This window comes from Rhodococcus sp. LB1, assembly GCF_001583455.1.
Classification (GTDB): domain Bacteria; phylum Actinomycetota; class Actinomycetes; order Mycobacteriales; family Mycobacteriaceae; genus Rhodococcus_F; species Rhodococcus_F opacus.
Map to the genome: position 1 here is coordinate 72,328 of NZ_LTCZ01000423.1, position 19,709 is coordinate 92,036.

Sequence of the window (19,709 nt, forward strand, 5' to 3'; positions counted from 1 at the left end):
CGGCATCAGGCGCCGGTGACGACCGCGTTCAGAAAGGCGGGCGGAACCGTCGGCCATTCCGCACGCCATCGCGTCGTCCGTTGCCGTTCGAGGAGCCGAGAGGCGACTGCGACAACCCTCGGTCCCGCGTCGCACATCGGACGAACGAGACCCAACTCGGCGCACTGCGCGGCGAGCGGGACGAGTTCACTCTCGGCGTCGTCGTTCCTGCCCGACGCAGACAGGCAATCGGTGAACAGAAGTCGTGCCTCCAGGAGCGCCCGCGGCCGATTCTGAGCGGCGACCGCCTGCACCAGGGCACCCGCCCTGGTGCAGGCGATGTCGACCCGCTCGGTCGACGGCTCGGCAATCAGCCGGCGAATGGCACCGGACTCTGTCAGCTGCACCGTGATTGCCTCGATGCCGGTCGACGGACCCTGATCGTTTTTCACCGGCGTAAGGGAAACACCACCGGCCTGTCTACCCGGTCGCTCCCGAGCGACGGATGGGACGGGGAGCCCGAGGCGACTCCTCTCGTCATCGATCCGTGCCGACAATCGCGGCAGCGACATCGTTCGGGCAATCCGATCGCCCTCATTCAACAATGTTGTTGCAGAATCCATGTCACCCGCCATTACCTTGACTCTGCAGCCGGTCGCATAAATCGCGATCATGAAGTCGACCAACCCGATCTCGGATCCGAGCGCACGGCCCTCGTCGAGTAGGCCTTCGGCTTCGTCGAGGCGGTTCTGCTCATACATCAGTTCGCCGAGCAGTGCACTGGCCATCCGGGCGGCATGGGAATGGATACCCATCGACTTTCTCGCGATCCGAAGTGCTTGCCGATAGCTTTCTTCGGCCGCCACGACGTCCAGTTGCTCATTCGCGGCGAGACCGGCGTAGCAGTGGCCATAGACCGCGCTGAATGGACCGGTGGATCGTCGGTGATAGTCGGCGGCCCAATCTTGGAGATTTCGCGCCGCGTCGAACTCGAACCGGCAGATTCTCACGAACGAAGCCAGATTCGCTGCCACCGAAACGACCCACGGATTCACTGCATCCGGCTCGACCAGGCAGCCCGACACGAGATCGCCCACCCGGTCGATACGATCGGCGGTGACGTCGAGGACCGCACGGACGAGATCTGATTCCAGCACCAGATCGGAGTGTGTCGTCGGAAGCGGTTTCTGTGCGAGACAGGCTTCGGCACGGTCCAATGCCTTCTGCGCGGACGCCGAACGATGCAGTGACACGTCGGCCCACGCGACGGCAATCTGCAATCGCGGGCGCGCCAGAATCACATCCCGCGGAAGCTTCGCGACCAGACCGAGGAGTGTGACCAGCTGCCCGTGCGTCACCAGGAACATGCCGTGGGTCTCCACGAGTTCGACCGCGTCATCGATCTCGCTCGCCGCAAGGGCGTGATCGACCGCCTCGCTCAGCAGATCATGGTCGGCGAACCAACGAGATGCGATTCTGTGCAGTTCCCGCGTCCGCTCGGGTTGGTCGCGTTCGAGCCTGGCACGCAGAAACTCTGCAAACACACTGCTGAACCGACACCACTCCCCGTCATCGTCCACCCGGTACAGAAACAGGTCTCGATTCTCGACGTCCTCCAGCATTGCGCGACCGTGTTCGCTACGGATGAGCGCCGAGGCGAGGCCCCCGCAGATCCGCTCGGGCACGGATATCGACAGCAGGAAGTTCAACGTTCTCGGTTCGAGGGAATCCAGGACATTCTCCACGAGATAGTCACCGACCCCACGGTGGCGGCCCGACAGCTTCTCGACGAACGTCGCAAGGTCGTCACTGCCGCGCAGCGAGAGCGATACCAACTGAAGCGCTGCCACCCAACCATCGGTCGACCTCACAATCGAGGCGACCTGTGCGTTCTCGAGCGCCAGCCCACTTAACTGCACGAGAAACTCTGTCGACTCCGCGAGGTCGAATCTCAAATCCGTGGAGTCTATTTCGACCAACTCGTCGCGGACGCGGGTCCGGCTCATCGGGAGGCCGGACTTGTTTCTGCTCGTCACGATGAGCTGCAGATGGTGGCAGCCGTTGTCGATCAAGTACTCCACAGCGGCGACGGCGGCGTTGTCCGTGACACGATGCCAGTCGTCGATCACGATCGCCATACGCTCACCCCCCTCGTGGATCTCGTCGATCAACGATGCGAGGACGAACCGCTCGACGTCGTTCCCGTGTTCTTCCAGCACCCGGACCAACTCTTCGGCGAGGGTCGGCCGGACCTGCCTGATCGCCTCGATCAGATGGGCAAGGAACCAGACCACGTTGTTGTCGTCGTGGTCGACCGCGAGCCACGCTACCGCGATTCCTTCCGCGCTCAACTGCTTTCGCCATTGGGCAGCCAATGTGCTCTTGCCGAATCCCGCAGGACCGTGAATCACGATCAGGCGGCGTCCTCGGCCCGCGCGAAGAAGCCCGCTCAGCCGGGTGCGGTCGACCAACGGACGGACGGCAGTCGGCGGTCGGTACCTGGTCCGCGGAGTGGGCGGCGACAACCGTGAATGGCGCGCGTCACCCCTCCCCTGCCCGCCCGGCAGGGCCATATCGTCGATGGTGAGCGAGTGTCGACGCTGGACGAGACGGAGTTCGTCGCCGAATTCGACAGCGGATCTCGGGCGGTCGGCCGGATCCTGTTCCATCGCGTGCTCGATGGCGGCGCACAGATCATCCGGAACATCTTCGCACCGCAGGTCCGGGACCGGTTGACGCGCAACGCGAAGGAATTGAGCTACGACACTCTCCCCGGACCGGCGCTCGAACGCAGCATGGCCGGTGACGAGGCAGAACAGCGTCGCCCCGAGAGCGTAGACATCCGACGCTGCTGTCGGAGTCTGCCCGTGCAGCAACTCGGGAGCAGTGAATGCAGGTGAGCCGGTGATGATGTTCTCGGACGTTTCGAAGCCACCCTCGATCCGTGCGATCCCGAAATCGGTCAGGGCAGGTTCACCGTAATCGGTCAGTAGGACGTTGGACGGCTTTATGTCCCGGTGAAGGATGCCGGCCCCGTGCGCAACTTCGAGGGCACCTGCCAGCCGGACCCCGATGCTGACTGCTGCTCGCCAGTCGAGAGGCCCGTCGCCACGAATCCGGGCATCGAGCGAACCGCGCGAGTGGTAGGGCATGACCAGGTACGGATGCCCCGTCGCCGTGACTCCGGCGTGGAAGACGGAGACGATATTGGGATGCTCGGACACAGCGCCCATAGCCCGCTGCTCGCGGAGGAATCGCTCCCTGTTCTCACGATCGACGTCCGACCGAAGGACCTTGATCGCGACGGTGCGGTTCAGGTTGGGCTGGTCGAGCCGATACACCGTGCCGAAGCCGCCTCGGCCCACAACCTGGGCGTTCTCGAAGCCTTCCGCCTCCAGTTCGGGCACGATCCCTGCGGCCGCGTCTCGCTGAGTTGCTAGCGGATCGAATTCGGCCATCGCCGGCCTCGACTTCCGGATCGACTGTCTGCACTGTCCGCGCTTGACGCGGCACGATCAGCATAGTGCCTGGTGAACGGCGAAACTACTGACACATTCTCGGCCGAACACCCCGCTGTGAGCGAGTACGGTTACACGAAGGCCCCGGGATAGGAAGGCGACAGTTCTCATGTCCGCCGCACAACGCAAGTCGGGAAATTTGCCGTGCGAGCTGACGAGTTTCGTCGGCCGGCGCCGTGAAGCCGCCGAGACGAAACGCTTGCTGTCCGTGTCGCGGCTGGTGACGCTGACCGGCATCGGCGGCGTGGGTAAGACACGGCTCGCACTCCGAGTCGCCGACGACGCTCGACGCGCGTTCGCCGATGGGGTCTGGCTCGTCGAACTCGGCGAACTGCAAGCGCCGGAACTGGTCGAAGAAACCATTGCTACCGTGATCGGCGTGCGGGAGCAGTCGGCGCCGGGAACGTCGGCGATCCTGCAGAGACATCTGGCCGATCAGCAGTTGCTACTGGTCCTGGACAACTGCGAGCATCTGGTGGCTGCCGTCGCCACGCTGGCCGCGGCACTGCTGAAGAACTGCCCGAATCTTCGCATCCTCGCAACGAGCCGCGAGGCGCTGGGAATCGACGGCGAAGCTGCCCTCCGTGTCCCTCCGATGCCGGTTCCGGAATCGACCCGATCCTCGTTTCCCGCGGGGATGGCGCAGTACGACTCCGTGACTCTTTTCGCCGAGCGGGCGTCGAGGGCTGTCCCCGGCTTCGCCATCACGGACGACAACGGATCGACTGTCGCCAGAATTTGTGAACGCTTGGAAGGATTGCCGCTACCGATCGAGTTGGCAACCGCTCGGCTGCGGGCGATGACGGCGCAGCAGATTCTCGACCGGCTCACCGACCGATACCGGCTACTGACGTTGAGCAGCCGTGGCGCTCCGTCTCGCCAGCAGACACTACGGCTGTGTATCGACTGGAGCTATGACCTGTGCACGCGGAGCGAACGTGAAATGTGGTGCCGCCTGGCGGTGTTCGCCGGTGGATTCGAGCTGGATTCCGCCGAAGGCATCTGTGCGGGTGGCCTCGAACCGGAGGCGTTGCTCGATGTGATCGCTTCGCTGGTCGACAAATCGATCCTGATTCGTGAGGAGGCCGGCGACGTCGTCCGCTATCGGCTGCTCGACACCCTTCGCGACTACGGCCTGGAGCGGTTGCGTGAATCGGGCGAAGTCGAAGAGATGAGGCGGAAGCACCGCGACTGGTACGAGCGTCTGGCATCGGATGCTCGATCCGGGTGGATCGGCCCCCGACAACTGAGATGGGTCGCTCGGTTGAATCGCGAACAGCCAAATCTTCGTGATGCACTGGAATATTGCGTATCCGATCCGGCGGAGGCCGAGTCCGGTCTACGAATCGCGAACGACATGTATCTGTTCTGGCGCTCGTTCGGTCTACTGAACGAGGGTCGCCGCTGGTTCGACCGTGCGCTGGCCTATTCGTCCGCGATTCCGACCACCGACAGGATCACCGCCTTGCATGCCGCCGGCATGTTGGCGGGGGCGCAGGGCGACCTCGAGGCTGCGAGTTCCCTCGTGAGCGAGGGTCGAGATCTCGCTGACCGATCGGGCGACACCGCGATGACGGCACTCATGACTTCGGCCGAGGGATTCAATTCCCTCTTCCGCGGCGACGACCTGCACCATGCGGTCGAGTGCTTCCAGACGGCCCGGGACAGCTTCCGTGCGGACGCCGATCCCCTGCAGGAGATGTGGGCACTCCTCGGACTGGCCCTGGCGAGTGCGTACCTCGGAGACGTCACCCGAGCAGTCGAATGCCAGCGGGAGATCCAGAAAATCAGCGAGGCGCACGGCGAATCCGTATACCGCGGGTGGTCACTGTGGACCGCGGCGCTGGCGATGTGGCAGCGCGGAGACCACGAGCGGGCCGGTAGCTTCCTGGAGGACGGGCTACGACAGACGCGTCGCGCGGACGACGTCGTCAACTCCGCGTGGTGCATGCAGATCCTGGCCTGGATCGCCGCCGACAATCACCTGCCGAAACGTGCCGCGACCCTCATGGGTGCGGCCGAAGCACTGTGGCAGGGTGTGGGCGGCCCGGCGGCGGTCTTCCCGCAACTCGCCGGCCACCACGACGAACTCGAACGACGAGCGCGCCGTGAACTCGGCGGACGGGAGTTCGACACCGCGTTCCGGCGCGGGTCGGGCCTCGACTTCGAGGACGCTGTCGCGTTCGCCCTGAACGAGCAACCACGAGCGATCACGGATTCGCCCGGCGAGCACCCGTCCCTGAGCCGGCGCGAGCAGCAGGTCGCCGAACTCGTCGCAGAAGGCCTCACCAACAAGGCGATCGCGACCAAGCTGGTCATCTCGCAACGCACCGCGCAGGGCCACGTCGAACACATTCTCGTCAAGCTCGGGTTCACGTCTCGCTCCCAGATCGCCGCCTGGGTCGTCGAGCAAGGTCGGATCGGCCGGCCCTGATCAGCGCTTGCCGACCAGGTCGAGCACCCACGCGAATTCGAACGCTACTTCTTTCCACTTCTCGTAGCGTCCGCTGACGCCGCCGTGTCCGGCGCTCATCTCGGTCTTGAGGAGCAGGGGTGTGTCGCCGGTCTTGGTGGCGCGCAGTTTCGCGACCCACTTGGCCGGTTCGACGTAGAGCACCCTGGTGTCGTTGATGCTGGTGATCGCCAGGATCGCCGGGTAGTCCTTGGCCTCGACGTTCTCGTACGGACTGTACGAGCGCATGTATTCGTAGACCTCGGGGTTCTCGAGCGGGTTTCCCCACTCGTCCCATTCGATGACGGTCAGCGGCAGTGAGGGGTCGAGGATCGACGTCAGAGGGTCCACGAAGGGAACGTTGGCGAGGATGCCGGCGAACAGTTCGGGTGCCAGGTTGGCCACCGCACCCATCAGCAGGCCGCCTGCGCTGCCGCCGTCGGCGATCATCTGCTGCGCAGTGGTGCGTCCGGTGTCGATCAAATGCTGTGCGCTCGAGACGAAGTCGGTGAAGGTGTTCTTCTTCGTGAGCGTCTTGCCGGTCTCGTACCAGTGCCGGCCCATCTCGCCGCCGCCGCGCACGTGCGCGACCACGAACACCACTCCGCGGTCGAGCAGGGACAGCCGCGCGACGGAGAACGCGGGATCCATGCTGGCCTCGTACGATCCGTACCCGTAGAGGAGGGTGGGGGCGGGGTCGTCGACGCCGTTCGTCTTGCGCCGGACGATCGAGAGCGGGATGCGCGTCCCGTCGTCGGCGACGGCCCAGTCGCGTTGCTGCTCGTAGTTGCCGGCATCGAATTCGCCGAGCACGGGTTGCGACTTGCGCAGGGCGAGTTCACCCGTCGACAGCACGTAGTCGTAGACCTGGCCGGGCGTGATGAACGACGTGAACGCCATCCGCAGTGTCGGCTGCCGCCATTCCGGGTTGGCCCCGAGCCCGACACTGAAGAGTTCCTCGTCGAATTCGATCTCCGTGAACTCGCCGTAGCCGTCCTCACCGAGCGGCCAGATGGCCAGCCGGGTCAACGCTTCGCGGCGGTAGCCGAGCACGAGGTGGTCGGCGAACGCGTCGACCTCCTCCAACCGCACGTCGGAGCGGTGCGGAATGAGGATGGTCTGCGACGTCGGGTCGGACACCGGCGCGTCGGCGAGCACGAAGTTCTCGGCCTTCTCACCGTCGACGACGTCGTTGTGCATGATCAGGAAGCGGTCTTCTCCCGCGACGACCGCGTGCTCGACGCCGTACTCGACGCCCTCGCGTCGCGGCAGCACCACTCGGAACTCGCCCTCGGGGTTCTCCGATTCGAGCACCCAGCCTTCGCTGGTGATCTTCGACCCCACCCAGATCATGAGGTACTTCTCGCTCCGCGTGGACCCGACCGACACCCAGAACCGCTCGTCCGGCTCGTGGAACACGGTGACGTCCTGCGCGCGGTCGGTGCCGAGCTTGTGCCGCCACACGGTGTCGGGACGCCAGGACTCGTCGACGGTCAGGTAGAAGACGTGACTGTGGTCGATCGCCCAGGTGGCGCCGGGCGCGGTGTCGGGGATTTCGTCGGGCAGCAGGTCGCCGGTCACGAGGTTCTTGAAACGCAGCGTGTACCGCTCGTCGCCGACCACGTCGACCGAGTACGCGAGGAGCGTGCCGTCGTGGCTGAGCGAGAAGGCGCCGATGGAGAAGAAGTCGTGACCCTCGGCCTCGGCGTTGCCGTCGAGCAGCACCTGCTCACCGGGGAGTTCGACACCCGGAGTCAGTTCCGGCGGGGTCCAGTCGTCGGGGCCGGCGATCGGTGCCCGGCACTGGACGCCGTACTGCTTGCCCTCGATGGTGCGGGCGTAGTACCACCAGTCGCCCATGCGGGTGGGAACCGACATGTCGGTCTCCTGCGTGCGGGACTTGATCTCCTGGAAGATCTGGTCCCGCAGCGGCGCGAGATGGGCGGTCTGCTGCTCGGTGTACGCGTTCTCGGCCTCGAGGTACGCGACGACTTCGGCGTCTTCCTTGTCGCGCAGCCACTCGTACTCGTCGACGAACATGTGACCGTGGTGGACGCGTTCGGTGGGGACCTTCTTCGCGACCGGCGGGGTGAGTTTCGCGCCTTCGGAGGTCATGTCTCAGCCCACCCAGTCCGCGAACGACAGACCCGAGATCCGCTCGTACGCTTCGATGTACCGCTCGCGGGTCGCCTCCACGATCTCCGCGGGCAGCGGCGGCGGCGGAGTGTCGGACGCTCGGTCCCAGCCGGATTCGGGGCCGGTGAGCCAGTTGCGGACGAACTGCTTGTCGAAGCTCGGCTGCACCTTCCCTGCCTCGTACCCGTCGGCCGGCCAGTACCGGGACGAGTCGGGGGTGAGGACCTCGTCGGCGAGAACCAGGTTGCCCTGCGGGTCCAGTCCGAACTCGAGCTTGGTGTCGGCGAGGATGATGCCCCGGTCCGCGGCGAAGTTGGACGCCCGGCCGTAGATGTCGAGGGTGTCGTCGCGCAGCTTCACGGCCAGGTCCTGGCCCACCTTCTCGACCACGGCCTCGAAACTGATGTTCTCGTCGTGCTCGCCCAGCTCGGCCTTGCTGGCGGGCGTGAAGATCGGGTCGGGAAGCTGGCTCGCCTCCACCAGCCCCTCGGGCAGTGCGACGCCGCACACCGCGCCGGTCTCGTTGTAGTCGATCAGCCCCGACCCCGTGAGGTAGCCGCGGGCCACGCACTCGACGGGGACCATGTCCAGCTTCCGGACCACCAGCGCGCGGCCGAGAACCTCTTCGGGGATCCGGCTGTCGTCGGGTTCACCGGCCAGATGGTTGTTGCCACCGAGGACGCCGAAGAAGAAGACGCTCATCGCGGTGAGCACCCGTCCCTTGTCCTGGATCGGGGTGCTGAGGACGTGGTCGTAGGCGGAGATCCGGTCGCTCGCGACCAACAGAAGGTGCTCGTCGTCGATCGTGTAGAGGTCGCGGACCTTGCCACCGGCCAGATGGGCGTATGAATCGAGTGAGGGGCGCACGGTGACCCAGCCTATCGGTCGGGCACCGACCGGCGGCCGCTGACCTTCGAGCTGGGGAGACGTCCCGCCGTCGACTTCCCCGTCATCTCGTCGCCCTCGACGAGGACATCGAACTGCAAGTGGAGGCGCAGCGGCTTGGTGATGGACTGAGACCAGGTGAGCCGGTTCCCGTCGAGCGCCGGGTCGGTGAGCGGGACTTCCTCGGAGGCTCCGCGAGCGGTGCCGCGGAGTTCCCCGTCCTGCGTGACGAAGGTCAGTTCGACGCGTTGCTTCCCGACGGGCGTGGCGATCACGACGTTCCAGGTGCCGTCGACAGACATGGTCCGCTGCTCAGATGATGGTGGGTTCGAGCCCACGGGCACGCCAGACGGTGCCGCGGCGCTCGTAGGCGAACAACGTCTCGACCGCGTGCGCGATGCGCGGTCCCAGCTCCCGTTCGAGCAGATACAGTCCGAGATCCAGACCGGAGGTGACGCCGGCCGCGGTGACGAGGTCTCCGTCGTCGACGACGCGGGCGTCCACGGCGACCACCCCGGTGGCGTCGAGCAGATCCATTCCCAGGTGATGGGTGACGGCGTGGCGGCCTTCGACGAGTCCGGCCATCGCGAGGACGAGCGACCCACCGCACACGGTGGCGACGATCAGTTCGGGGTCGGCGCAGGCCTCCCGCAGCACGTCGGGGAGCCGCGTCTCGAGGGTCCGTCCGAGAATTTTCGGGATGGTGTCGTCGCCCTCGGTGCGCTCTTCCACACGCCCCGACGCACCCGGCACGACGATCACATCGGCCCGGCCGGCGTCGAGCGTCGCGGCGGCCCGCAGACTCAGCGGCACTGTTCCGCTGGGGACCTCGCGCACGCCCTCGGCGGAGGCCAATTCGACGGTCAGCGCGCCGTCGGCGTAGAGGCCACCCGCGTGCAGTACCTCGAACGGGGCGATGACGTCGAGCGGGTCGAAGCCGTCGAACAGCGCGATCTGGACATGCATCCGTGGGCCTTTCACTGTCTGCCTTGTGCCGAGTACACGAGGCGCTAGTGACGTCAGCCAGCCGATCGAGGCCTGAGAACTGGCATTTTTGCCACAATCCAACGGATTGTCGCCACGCTATTTCCGCAGATTTTTGCACAGCGCATCGACATTCACCGGGGTTATGAACGCTTGGCGGAAATCAATCGTCTGCGTATGTTGTAGCCATGCACACCGTGGCAGTCCTGGCACTCGACGGTGTCATCGCGTTCGATCTCGCCACGCCGGTCGAGGTCTTCGGTCGCACCAGGTTGCCGGACGGACGCGCGGCCTACCGGGTGAAGGTGTGCGCCCCGGACGGTGACGTGGATGCCGGCGCATTCACACTCCGCGCGCCCTGGGATCTGAGCGCTCTGGACGCGGCCGACACGATCATCCTGCCGGGGCTGGCCGACCCCACCGCTCCGCTTGCACCCGAAGTACTCGAGACACTGCGCCGGGCGGCCGGCAGTGGCACCCGGATCGCGTCGATCTGCGTGGGAGCGTTCACCTTGGCCGCCACCGGACTGCTCGACGGCAGGCGGGCGACGACGCATTGGGCGGCCGCCGAACTCCTCGCCTCGCGTCACCCGCTGGTCGACGTGGACCCGGCCGTGCTCTACGTCGACAACGGCCAGTTCCTGACCTCGGCCGGCGCCGCGGCAGGCCTCGACCTGTGTCTGCACATGATCCGCTCGGATCACGGTTCGGCGGTGGCCGCCGACGCTGCCCGGTTGTCGGTCATGCCGCTGGAACGCGAAGGCGGACAGGCGCAGTTCATCGTTCACGAACGTCCGCCGTCCGCGGAACTGACGAGCCTCGAGCCGCTGCTGCTGTGGATGCAGGAGAACAGCCGCGCAGACCTGACACTCGACGACCTCGCCCGGCGAGCCGGGATGAGCACCCGCACCCTCAATCGGAGATTCCGCGAGCAGACCGGCACCACACCGTTGCAGTGGCTCCACCGCGTCCGGATTCATCAGGCGCAGTACCTCCTGGAGACCACCGCTCACTCCGTCGACCGCATCGCCGCGCAGGTGGGGTTCGGGTCGCCGACCGCGTTCCGCGACCGGTTCAAGCGCGTCGTCGGGACCAGCCCCCACTCCTACCGCGCGGCGTTCCGCGGATCCTCGGCGACCGCGTAGCGGCGTCCCGGGCACAGCCGCGGAACACTTCGTCTCCCGTTGTCGTTACCGTTGGTCAGGAACTCTTGTGAGCGCGGTAACGGAGAAGGTGGGTAATGGCGACGGACACGACCCCGGTCGACGTCGGGTTCCGTTCGGAACGCGGACCGATTCTCATGTCGCTGATGCTCACGACTTCACTGGTCGCGCTCGATGCGACCATCATCTCCACCGCCGTCTTCACCATCGTCGGGGACCTCGGCGGCTTCTCGCAGTTCCCGTGGCTGTTCTCGATCTACCTGCTCACCCAGGCCGTGTCGGTGCCGATCTACGGCAAGCTGGCCGACATCTTCGGCCGCAGGCCCGTGATGCTCCTCGGCATCGCCCTGTTCGGCGTCGGCTCGGTGCTGTGCGGGATCGCGTGGAGCATGCCCGCTCTCATTGCGTTCCGCGCGGTGCAGGGTCTCGGCGCCGGGGCCGTTCAGCCGATGAGCATGACCATCGCCGGAGATATCTACACCCTCGCCGAACGTGCCAAGGCCCAGGGCTATCTGGCCAGCGTCTGGGGCATGTCGGCGGTGGTCGGCCCGACCCTCGGCGGGGTGTTCTCCGAGTACCTGTCGTGGCGGTGGATCTTCTTCGTCAACATTCCTCTCTGTCTGCTCGCGGCCGTGATGCTGATCCGCAACTTCGACGAGAAGCGGGTGCGCACCCAGCGGTCGATCGACTACGCCGGCGCCGGAATCCTGGCAGTCGGGGCGACGCTGCTCATCCTCGGACTCCTCGAAGGCGGGCAGGCCTGGGCGTGGAGTTCCCCGATCAGCCTCGGCATCTTCGCGGCGGGTTTCGTGTTCCTGATCGTCTTCGTCCTCGTGGAACGGCGGGCCGCCGAACCGGTACTTCCGCTGTGGGTGTTCACCCGTCGGGTTCTCGCGGCGAGCAGTCTCGTGTCACTGCTGGTCGGGGCCATCGTCCTGGGCCTGACCACCTACGTGCCGACCTTCACCCAGGGCGTCCTCGGGACGGGCGCACTGGTGGCCGGGTTCGCGCTTGCCACCCTGACCATCGGCTGGCCGATCGCCGCGTCGCAGTCCGGGCGCGTGTACCTGCGCTTCGGCTTCCGGGTCACGGCCACCGCGGGCAGCCTGCTGGTCGTGACGGGCACCGCTCTCACGTTGAGCCTGTCCATCGACTCGGCGGTGTGGCAGGTGGCGATCTGCTGCTTCGTCATCGGCGGCGGCATGGGTCTCGTCGCGAGCCCCACCCTCATCGCGGCGCAGTCGAGCGTCGACTGGTCGGAGCGCGGCGTCGTCACCTCGACCAACATGTTCGCCCGCTCCATCGGCAGCGCCGTGGGGGTCGCCCTGTTCGGCGCCCTCGTCAACGCGCGACTGGGCGGCGCCGACAACCCCGCCCCGGCCGAACTGGCCGGGGCCCTGCATCTGGTGTTCGTGGCCGCCCTCGGCGCGGCCGTCGTACTCGTCGTGGCCGCGGCGGCGATGCCGAAATCCGCCTCCGCGCCGGAGGTCGAGCCGAGCGCACCGACGTCCGACCGCCGGCTGTGAAGGAGGGACCCGTGCCCGACCCGTGCATCGACGTGCTCGTCGCGTCGTATCTCGAGCAGGACCTGGTCGACAGGATCGCAGGCTGCGACCCTCGGGTCCGGGTGGCGTACGCACCCGAACTGCTCCCCCGGCCTCGATGGCACAGCGATCACGTCGGGGTACCGCGTGATCTGACGGCCGGCGAGCACGACCGGTGGTCGTCGATGTTGCGGACCGCCGACGTGATGTTCGACTTCGACTGGCGGCACCCCGAACGCACACTCGAACAGTCGCCGAATCTGCGATGGATTCAGGCGACGTCCGCGGGTGCCGGGCAGCTGATCGAGAAATTCGGGCTGTCGCGTGCGCCGCTGACGGTGACGACCGCCGCGGGAGTCCACGCCGAGCCGCTGGCGGAGTTCGCGCTCGCCGGCATTCTGTATTTCGCGCGCGGACTCCCCCGGCTGATCGCCGACCGGCAGACCCGGACCTGGCGCAAGCAGGAAACGTCCGAGCTCGCGGGACGCCACGCGCTGATCGTGGGCGCCGGCAAGATCGGCTCGCGCACAGCGGAACTCCTCCGGTGCTTCTCCGTCACCGCAAGCGGGGTCGCCCGCAACCCACGACCCGCAGGCGCCCCCTTCGACAGCATGACCACCACGGACCGGATCGCCGAGCACCTGCCCGCCGCGGACATTCTCGTGATCTCCTGCGCCCTCACCGACGACACTCGCGGACTGATCGGACGCCGGGAACTCGCGGCCCTCCCCGACGGCGCCCTGGTCGTCAATCTCGGACGGGGGCCGATCATCGACGAAGACGCTCTCGCAGAAGCACTGTCGACGGGCCGGCTGGGCGGGGCGGTCCTGGACGTCACCTCCACCGAACCGCTCCGAGACGATTCGCCGTTGTGGACGGCCGACAACGTCATCCTCAGCCCGCACAGCGCTGCCAACGTGCCGTCGGAGAACGCGAAGATCGTCGATCTGTTCGTCGAGAACCTCGGACGCTACCTGTCGGGTGACGACGCGCTGCTCAACGAGTTCGACTTCGACGCGGGATACTGACTGCGCCGAGCGGCCGCCGCCGCTACCGTGGGTATCCACCATGACCGACCGTGACCTCGTCGACCGGATCGACCGGCTCGTACACGACCAACTCGCGAACCACGACAACCGATCCGGGCACGACTCGAACGTGAACCAGGACCCGTGCCCGCACTGCGGACGCGCATGGCACGGGCTCGCGATCACCGAGCGCATGCAGCAGATGCGGCACGCCCGGGCTCTCGACCCGAGATACAGCTACGCCCACGACCACAGCCGGGTGCTGTGCGCGGGTTCCCCGTTCATCGGCCCGATGCCCGAAGAGGTACTGATGCTCGGGGGTTTCGACGTGCACGCCGCCTGGCGGGACATGGTTGCGGCGGCTCGGCAGGCGCCCGATCGGATCGAGCAGCCCGACCCGTTCGACGCGTATCGCACCGCCGGTCCGCGCGGAGGCGAAACACCGGCCGTCGGCCTCGCCGGCGGATGCCACCGCGCGTCGTGGCACTGCCCGCAGTGCGGCGACCGAGCGCACTTTCTCGACGCCGGCCGCGAACCCAACGCCTTCGCGGTCGCGCTGCGCGCCTACGCCGCGCACATCGCCGCGGCGCACGACCCGTCCACGGACGACGAGGACGACACGTCCGCGTTCTCCAGCCGGTGGGCCCTCCCCACTCGCGGGGTGCTCTGGGACAGCAGGCACACCGTGATCGGACGATTCGGGCCCGGCGGGAGCACTTTCGAACCCGGCGCCACCGCCCGCGACCTCCGCGGCTTCGGCGGTCCACCGCCCGCGCGAGCCGGACGGGAGGTCACCGACCTGACCACCTCTCGGAGAGCGCCGGCGAACGGAGACCGCTGATGGACGGCCGCGACGAACAGCCATCCCAGCACAGGCCACGCCACCGGGCGGACACGCCGCGGTGGTGGCGGTTGGCGACCGGAATCGTCCTCACCGCCCTCGTCGCGTTCGCCTGCGCTGCGACGCTGGTGATCACGATTCCGATCGACCCGGTCTTCCCGTACGTCGTGCTGGCTGGTTTCGCCCTGCTGATTCTGGGTGCCGTGTGGCTGGTCCTCGCCGGCGTGCAACTGGGGCGGTACCGGTGGGATCGACGCATCTGCGTTGCGCCGGCGATGGTGGCGCTGACGGCGACCCTCGTATTCTTCGGTGTGCCTTCCGACCTCGGGTGGCGGCTGTCGGTGGGCGAACTGACCGCATACGCGCAGACGTGCACACCGTCGTCCGAGGACCAGAGGATCGGCCTGTACGACACCTGGCGCGTCGAGCAGCTCGACACCGGCTGCCACTTCTACCTCGAAGGTGGCCTGGTCAATCTTGTCGGAGTCGCTCATCTGCCGGGCGGCACCGACAAGATCGGCCGACCCCAGCGTGACGGAGAGATCGGATATCAGCACATCGAATACGACTGGTACCGCTTCGTGCAGATCTTCTGAACCGTGCCGGCCGGTGGAGTCGAACCCAGGCCACCGGTCGTGTGGGCGGGCGGACTCCCGGACGGTTCCGGGACGTCGCTGTTCAGAGTCCGGTAGCCGCGACGATGCGGGCCCCCGAGATGGCCTCGAGGAGGGCCTGATGGTCTCGGGTGTTCTGCTCTGCGTACGTTTCGGCGAATTCGGCTATCGCATGATCGAATTCGGTGTCGTCCCCGAGGTAGGCGGCGATCGCGATCCGGTCGCCGGCCCGCGCGTGCGCATAGGCGAGGACGCGTGCACACAATCGCCCATACAGCATCATGACGCTGGGTGTCTGGGATTCGACCACCGCCGAACCCTTGCCGTCGCGCAGTTGGCGCACGTAGAAGTCCCGCTCGACGCCGTCGGGGCCCGCACCACGTTCCCAGCCCAGGAAGATGTCGCTCGCGGCCTGCATCAGCCGCTGTCCGCTGACCACCCGCTCGCCCTCGGCAGCGAACGACGGGCCGTCGACGTAACGCGACAGCACGGACGGACCCGCCTCCTTCACCTGCAGAAACAGCGGATCGTCTTCGTCTGCTCCCAGCATCAGAATGATCCAGGTGCGGGTGCCCACACTGCCGACCCCGACCACCTTGCGGGCAATCTGCACCATCCGGAACTGGTCGTAGAGGACGCGGTGGTCCCACCGCAGAGACTGTGCATACACGTTCAGACGATGCCGTAGGTCTCGGTACAGCGATGCGAGGTCCTCGCCCGCGTACAGCTCCTCGACCGGGACCAACAGTGGCGGGTTGCTGATGATCCGCCTCTCCCCGTCCACGACGGCGGTCAGCTTGGAGAGCGCTTGAACGCTGTCCCGGCGGCGCGCCTTCTCCAGAGCGGTTCGGGCGCGTTTCCTCTGCGACTTGTCCAGCTCGTCTCGAAGCCCCACGAGTTCCGCTGTGGGCTCGATGTGGGAGTACCAGACGGCCAGGTTTCCCAGTTGCGCCTGGCCGGCCATGGTTTCGCGGTATTCGGCGGCGCAGGCGCGGGTGATCTTCCTGGTCTTCGTGCCGCTGAATCCGTTCTCCTGCGCCGCGATCGCGAGGCTCGAGACCAGGCGTTTGACATCCCATTCGAAGGGGCCGGGATGTGTCTCGTCGAAGTCGTTGATGTCGAATGCCAGCCGGCGTTCCGGGGTGGCGAAGATTCCGAAGTTGCTCAGGTGCGCGTCGCCGCAGAGCTGCGTGCGCAGGCCCGTGGTGGGCGAGTGGGACAGATCGTCGGCCATGATCGCGGCGCCGCCGCGGTAGAAGGCGAAGGCCGTCGCCGCCATACGCCCGTACCGGATCGGAACGAGTTCCGCGACTCTCTCCGTCGCCTGCTTCTCGAGGAGGCCCACCGGGTCGCGCCGATCGGCCACACCGTATTCCGCGAGCGCAGCCGGCGGAGTGTCTCGGCGGGCGGCCGCCCCTCGTTGTGCGCGCTCGGCCCGGCTCGGATGTGCCACCGGTTCGTCGTGTTCCGCGGACATGGCAGTCTGCCTTCCTCGAGTGACGCGATATGGCCGGTTGATTCCCATCCTCCTCCGCTCGGACTGCGTTCGCGGCAAATACCAGCAGGTTCATCGGTAAACGGGGGTGGGCACACCGATGTGGTTCTGCTTGAATTGATGTATGTGCCGGTGGATGGCGTACTCGGGGGAGCCGATCCTCGCGGAGGACCTGCTGTTCCGCCCTAAACATTCGCTGATCGACCAGAGTCTGCACTCCCGTCTCGGGGCGACGACCACCAATGGCGACGGGTTCGGTGTCGGCTGGTACGGCGAAGGCAGTGAGCCGGCGGTGTACAAGAGCATCGAACCGGCCTGGAACGACAGCAATTTGCGGGAGATCGCCGGTCAGGTGCGAACGCCGATGCTACTCGCTCACGTGCGCGCCTCGACCGGGACGCCGGTGCAGCGCAGCAATTGTCACCCGTTCCGGCACGGGCGGTGGTTGTGGGTACACAACGGCGCACTGCGCGGGTTTCACGAGACCCGGCGCGACCTGGTGATGGCCGTCGACCCGGAGCTGTTCTCCGACCTCGAAGGGTCGACGGACTCCGAGGCACTGTTCTTCCTCGCCCTGACGTTCGGCCTCGTCGACGACCCCCTCGGTGCTGTGGCCCGTGCGGTCGGCTTCGTCGAAGATGTCGGCCGCGCCCATGGGGTCGAGCATCCGGTGCAGATGACCGTCGCGACCACCGACGGCGAATCGCTGTGGATCTTCCGCTATTCGAGTGAGCGGCAGTCGAGGTCGTTGTTCTTCTCCACCGAGGTCGCGAAGCTGCGCGCACTGCACCCGGAGGTCGAGGTCCTGCACAACCTGGGCGGGGAGACCCGATTCGTGGTCTCCGAACCCCTCCGCGACCTCGAAGGCGCGTGGAACGAGGTGCCGGAATCCTCGGCCGGGGTGGTCCGACCGGGCCAGGACGAAATCCGGCCGTTCGAACCGATGTCACCGACCTGACTTCGCGGAGCTCACCTGGCGGTGCTCTTGCGGGGCCGCCCCCGACGCGCGGTCTTGACGGGAGGCGGACTCTCCGATTCCGGTTCCGCGTCGGCCGTCGACTCTACGGACGGATCGTCGCGCCAACTGATTTCGATTTCGATCTCGGTCTCGTCGCCTTCGACCTCTATCTCGAGCTCCCACCGGACCCGGTCGGCGACGACGACGGAAATCGAGTCACCACCCGAGCCCAGTTCCACCTCGGAGCCGCTCGCGAGTGCCTGTCCGAGCGCGATGAGCCGGTCGGACACCTCTTTCCGGGAGAGCTCGGACTTCCTCTTGATCTCCAATTTGGGCACGGCGACTCCTCACCTCGGTGCAGTGTCTCATCACCGTAACTGTCGCGAGACCGGTGGCCGGATCGAACCGATAACAAAGTGAAGATGTAGCTTCGTCGTCCCCACGCATGGGACACTCTGTGCAGCGCGCGATGGACGGACGGTGGGCCTCCGATGACCGAAGAACCGACTTCCAGTGATTCGAAGCGGGTAGCGGGCCCTCAACGCCTGCTCGGACTGCTGCTGGCGATGGCGATGTTCGTGCTCGTCGTCGACACATCACTGATGAACGTGTCGATCTCCTCGGTGGTTCGCGACCTCGACACGACCGTCAGCGGCGTCCAGGCGGCGATCGCACTCGAGGCGCTGGTATCCGCCGCGTTCATCCTCATCGGTGGCAAGGTCGGCGATCTCATCGGACGCAAACGGGCGTATGTGCTGGGCCTGCTCGGCTACGCAGTCGGTGCGTCGGCGATGGCACTCGCACAGAGCCTGACCGCGATCATCATCTTCTGGGCAATACTCGGTGGAATCGGCGCGTCACTCCTCTTGCCCGCCATGCAGTCCCTCATCCACGGCAACTTCGAAGGCGCCGCTCAGAAGAAGGTCTACGCCCTGGTCGGGGCGGCGGCCGCGATCGCCGCCGCCGTCGGACCGCTGCTCGGCGGTTTCATCACCACCTACCTCTCGTGGCGCGTCGGGTTCGTGCTCGAAGTCGTCATCATCGCGGTCGTCCTGTCCGGCATCAAACTGGTCCGCGACGTGCCCTACACCGGACCCCGAGTCATCGACCTGGTGGGCGCGGCCCTCTCCGTTCTGGGCATGGGCGGGATCGTGCTCGGAATCCTGGTGTGGCAGGAGGGTGGCGAATCCGTTGGTGCGCTCCTGGTGATCGGTGCGATTGCGATGGCTGTGCTGGCGTACTGGCTCGTGCGGCGCAAACGTCAAGGGAAGCCGGCACTGCTGGACCCGGACCTGTTCCGCTCCAAGGTCTTCCGACTGGGCATCTCTGGGCAGATGCTCCAGCAGATCGCCCTGGGTGGCACGATGATCGCGCTGCCGATCTACCTGCAAATGGTGCTCGAGTACAACGCGATGCAGGCGGGCTTGTCCCTCGCACCTCTCTCGCTCAGCATGTTCGCAGTGGCGGTGCTCGCGGGCAAGAAGGCGGGCGACCGGCGCCCGAGCAGCATCATCCGGTGGGGATTCGTGCTTCTGACGATCGGGATCGCGGCGCTGATCCCGATCGTGCCGCGCGCCGAGTTCGGTTGGGGCCTGGTGATCCCGTTGGTGATCGCCGGATCCGGGTTGGGGTTGCTGGTGTCTCAACTCAACAACTACACGCTGGCACCGATCGAGGAGGAGCGGATCAGCGAGGCCGCCAGCGTCAATTCCGCGGCGGGATCGTTCGGGCTCTCGTTCGGGCTGGCGTTCGCCGGCGCCATCATGCTGGCAACGCTGTCCTTCACCTTCACCTCGATGGCGGAGTCGAGCACCGTGCTCCCGCCGGCCGAGCAGCAACAGGTGGCGCAGGTGCTCGAGGACGACGCCGAAGTCATGAGCAACACCCAGCTCGAACAGTTGCTCGTCGACCAGCCCCCGGAGATTCAGGACGAGATCATCCGCATCAACACCGACGCACGACCGCTCGCCCTTCAAATCGCCCTGCTCATCCCCATCCTCGCCGGTCTCATCGGGGTGTTCAATTCGTTCCGCATGAGGCGCATACCGGACCCGACACCACAGAACTCCGGCGAAGGGACAGACCTGGGCTGAGTCCCCCGCGCGTCGAAAC

15 protein-coding genes are annotated in these 19,709 nt (G+C 66.5%); 8 read left to right on the top strand and 7 right to left on the bottom strand.

Annotated elements, in window-relative coordinates; all coding sequences use genetic code 11:
* Positions 1-5: 5 nt before the first annotated feature.
* Positions 6-3,437, bottom strand: coding sequence for a serine/threonine-protein kinase (locus tag AZG88_RS43810; RefSeq protein WP_061701208.1), 3,432 nt, complete (start codon positions 3,435-3,437; stop codon positions 6-8).
* A gap of 169 nt (positions 3,438-3,606) precedes the next feature.
* Here AZG88_RS43810 and AZG88_RS43815 point away from each other — a divergent pair, with 169 nt between their 5' ends.
* Positions 3,607-5,931 carry an ATP-binding protein gene (locus AZG88_RS43815; RefSeq protein WP_061040633.1) on the top strand — a complete coding sequence of 775 codons (2,325 nt, stop codon included), beginning with the start codon at positions 3,607-3,609 and terminating at the stop codon, positions 5,929-5,931.
* Here AZG88_RS43815 and AZG88_RS43820 read toward each other — a convergent pair whose 3' ends face one another.
* The 4 genes from AZG88_RS43820 to AZG88_RS43835 are packed head-to-tail and all read right to left on the bottom strand — an operon-like array spanning position 5,932 to position 9,936.
* Entirely contained in the window at positions 5,932-8,064 is a 2,133-nt protein-coding gene (locus AZG88_RS43820) for a S9 family peptidase (RefSeq protein WP_061040632.1), read from the bottom strand. It lies immediately after the preceding gene.
* A gap of 3 nt (positions 8,065-8,067) precedes the next feature.
* On the bottom strand, positions 8,068-8,952 hold the full coding sequence (locus tag AZG88_RS43825) for a phosphoribosylaminoimidazolesuccinocarboxamide synthase (protein WP_005244419.1): 885 nt from the start codon (positions 8,950-8,952) through the stop codon (positions 8,068-8,070).
* Between the two features lie 11 nt (positions 8,953-8,963).
* Positions 8,964-9,272: a hypothetical protein gene (locus tag AZG88_RS43830; protein WP_061040631.1), complete on the bottom strand. Its 309-nt coding sequence runs from the start codon at positions 9,270-9,272 to the stop codon at positions 8,964-8,966.
* A 10-nt stretch (positions 9,273-9,282) separates the two neighbouring features.
* The gene (locus AZG88_RS43835) at positions 9,283-9,936 is read right to left on the bottom strand and encodes a DJ-1/PfpI family protein (RefSeq protein ID WP_061701209.1); all 654 of its coding nucleotides are present in this window, start codon (positions 9,934-9,936) and stop codon (positions 9,283-9,285) included.
* Positions 9,937-10,142: 206 nt separating this feature from the next.
* Between AZG88_RS43835 and AZG88_RS43840 the strand changes: the two genes are divergently transcribed.
* The 5 genes from AZG88_RS43840 (at position 10,143) to AZG88_RS43860 (ending at position 15,126) form a co-directional block, all read left to right on the top strand.
* Positions 10,143-11,099 (top strand): GlxA family transcriptional regulator, encoded by a 957-nt coding sequence (locus AZG88_RS43840; protein WP_061040630.1) that lies wholly within the window; start codon positions 10,143-10,145, stop codon positions 11,097-11,099.
* Positions 11,100-11,194: 95 nt separating this feature from the next.
* Positions 11,195-12,643: an MDR family MFS transporter gene (locus AZG88_RS43845; protein WP_061701210.1), complete on the top strand. Its 1,449-nt coding sequence runs from the start codon at positions 11,195-11,197 to the stop codon at positions 12,641-12,643.
* A gap of 11 nt (positions 12,644-12,654) precedes the next feature.
* The gene (locus AZG88_RS43850) at positions 12,655-13,689 is read left to right on the top strand and encodes a D-2-hydroxyacid dehydrogenase (protein ID WP_025431860.1); all 1,035 of its coding nucleotides are present in this window, start codon (positions 12,655-12,657) and stop codon (positions 13,687-13,689) included.
* 40 nt (positions 13,690-13,729) lie between these two features.
* Positions 13,730-14,530 carry a hypothetical protein gene (locus AZG88_RS43855; protein WP_005244425.1) on the top strand — a complete coding sequence of 267 codons (801 nt, stop codon included), beginning with the start codon at positions 13,730-13,732 and terminating at the stop codon, positions 14,528-14,530.
* The gene (locus tag AZG88_RS43860) at positions 14,530-15,126 is read left to right on the top strand and encodes a hypothetical protein (RefSeq protein WP_231914407.1); all 597 of its coding nucleotides are present in this window, start codon (positions 14,530-14,532) and stop codon (positions 15,124-15,126) included. Before AZG88_RS43855 ends, AZG88_RS43860 begins: the two co-directional genes overlap by 1 nt.
* An 82-nt stretch (positions 15,127-15,208) precedes the next feature.
* Here the strand turns inward: AZG88_RS43860 and AZG88_RS43865 are convergent, their stop codons facing one another.
* A complete protein-coding gene (locus AZG88_RS43865) occupies positions 15,209-16,621 on the bottom strand; it encodes a DUF2252 domain-containing protein (protein WP_061701211.1) in 1,413 nt (470 codons plus the stop codon).
* 154 nt (positions 16,622-16,775) lie between these two features.
* Here AZG88_RS43865 and AZG88_RS43870 point away from each other — a divergent pair, with 154 nt between their 5' ends.
* On the top strand, positions 16,776-17,597 hold the full coding sequence (locus AZG88_RS43870; protein ID WP_061040627.1) for a class II glutamine amidotransferase: 822 nt from the start codon (positions 16,776-16,778) through the stop codon (positions 17,595-17,597).
* 11 nt (positions 17,598-17,608) lie between these two features.
* Here AZG88_RS43870 and AZG88_RS43875 read toward each other — a convergent pair whose 3' ends face one another.
* Complete coding sequence (locus AZG88_RS43875) at positions 17,609-17,935, bottom strand: amphi-Trp domain-containing protein (protein ID WP_005244429.1); 327 nt, start codon at positions 17,933-17,935, stop codon at positions 17,609-17,611.
* Between the two features lie 153 nt (positions 17,936-18,088).
* Between AZG88_RS43875 and AZG88_RS43880 the strand changes: the two genes are divergently transcribed.
* Complete coding sequence (locus tag AZG88_RS43880) at positions 18,089-19,690, top strand: MFS transporter (protein WP_005244430.1); 1,602 nt, start codon at positions 18,089-18,091, stop codon at positions 19,688-19,690.
* The last annotated feature ends 19 nt before the right edge of the window (positions 19,691-19,709 follow it).

Excerpts from the sequence above, each read along its gene's own strand:
- AZG88_RS43810 (WP_061701208.1), bottom strand. The coding sequence starts at position 3,437 with ATGGCCGAATTCGATCCGCTAGCAACTCAGCGAGACGCGGCCGCAGGG.
- AZG88_RS43815 (WP_061040633.1), top strand. The coding sequence starts at position 3,607 with ATGTCCGCCGCACAACGCAAGTCGGGAAATTTGCCGTGCGAGCTGACG.
- AZG88_RS43820 (WP_061040632.1), bottom strand. The coding sequence starts at position 8,064 with ATGACCTCCGAAGGCGCGAAACTCACCCCGCCGGTCGCGAAGAAGGTC.
- AZG88_RS43830 (WP_061040631.1), bottom strand. The coding sequence starts at position 9,272 with ATGTCTGTCGACGGCACCTGGAACGTCGTGATCGCCACGCCCGTCGGG.
- AZG88_RS43835 (WP_061701209.1), bottom strand. The coding sequence starts at position 9,936 with ATGCATGTCCAGATCGCGCTGTTCGACGGCTTCGACCCGCTCGACGTC.
- AZG88_RS43840 (WP_061040630.1), top strand. The coding sequence starts at position 10,143 with ATGCACACCGTGGCAGTCCTGGCACTCGACGGTGTCATCGCGTTCGAT.
- AZG88_RS43845 (WP_061701210.1), top strand. The coding sequence starts at position 11,195 with ATGGCGACGGACACGACCCCGGTCGACGTCGGGTTCCGTTCGGAACGC.
- AZG88_RS43855 (WP_005244425.1), top strand. The coding sequence starts at position 13,730 with ATGACCGACCGTGACCTCGTCGACCGGATCGACCGGCTCGTACACGAC.
- AZG88_RS43860 (WP_231914407.1), top strand. The coding sequence starts at position 14,530 with ATGGACGGCCGCGACGAACAGCCATCCCAGCACAGGCCACGCCACCGG.
- AZG88_RS43865 (WP_061701211.1), bottom strand. The coding sequence starts at position 16,621 with ATGTCCGCGGAACACGACGAACCGGTGGCACATCCGAGCCGGGCCGAG.
- AZG88_RS43870 (WP_061040627.1), top strand. The coding sequence starts at position 16,776 with ATGGCGTACTCGGGGGAGCCGATCCTCGCGGAGGACCTGCTGTTCCGC.
- AZG88_RS43880 (WP_005244430.1), top strand. The coding sequence starts at position 18,089 with ATGACCGAAGAACCGACTTCCAGTGATTCGAAGCGGGTAGCGGGCCCT.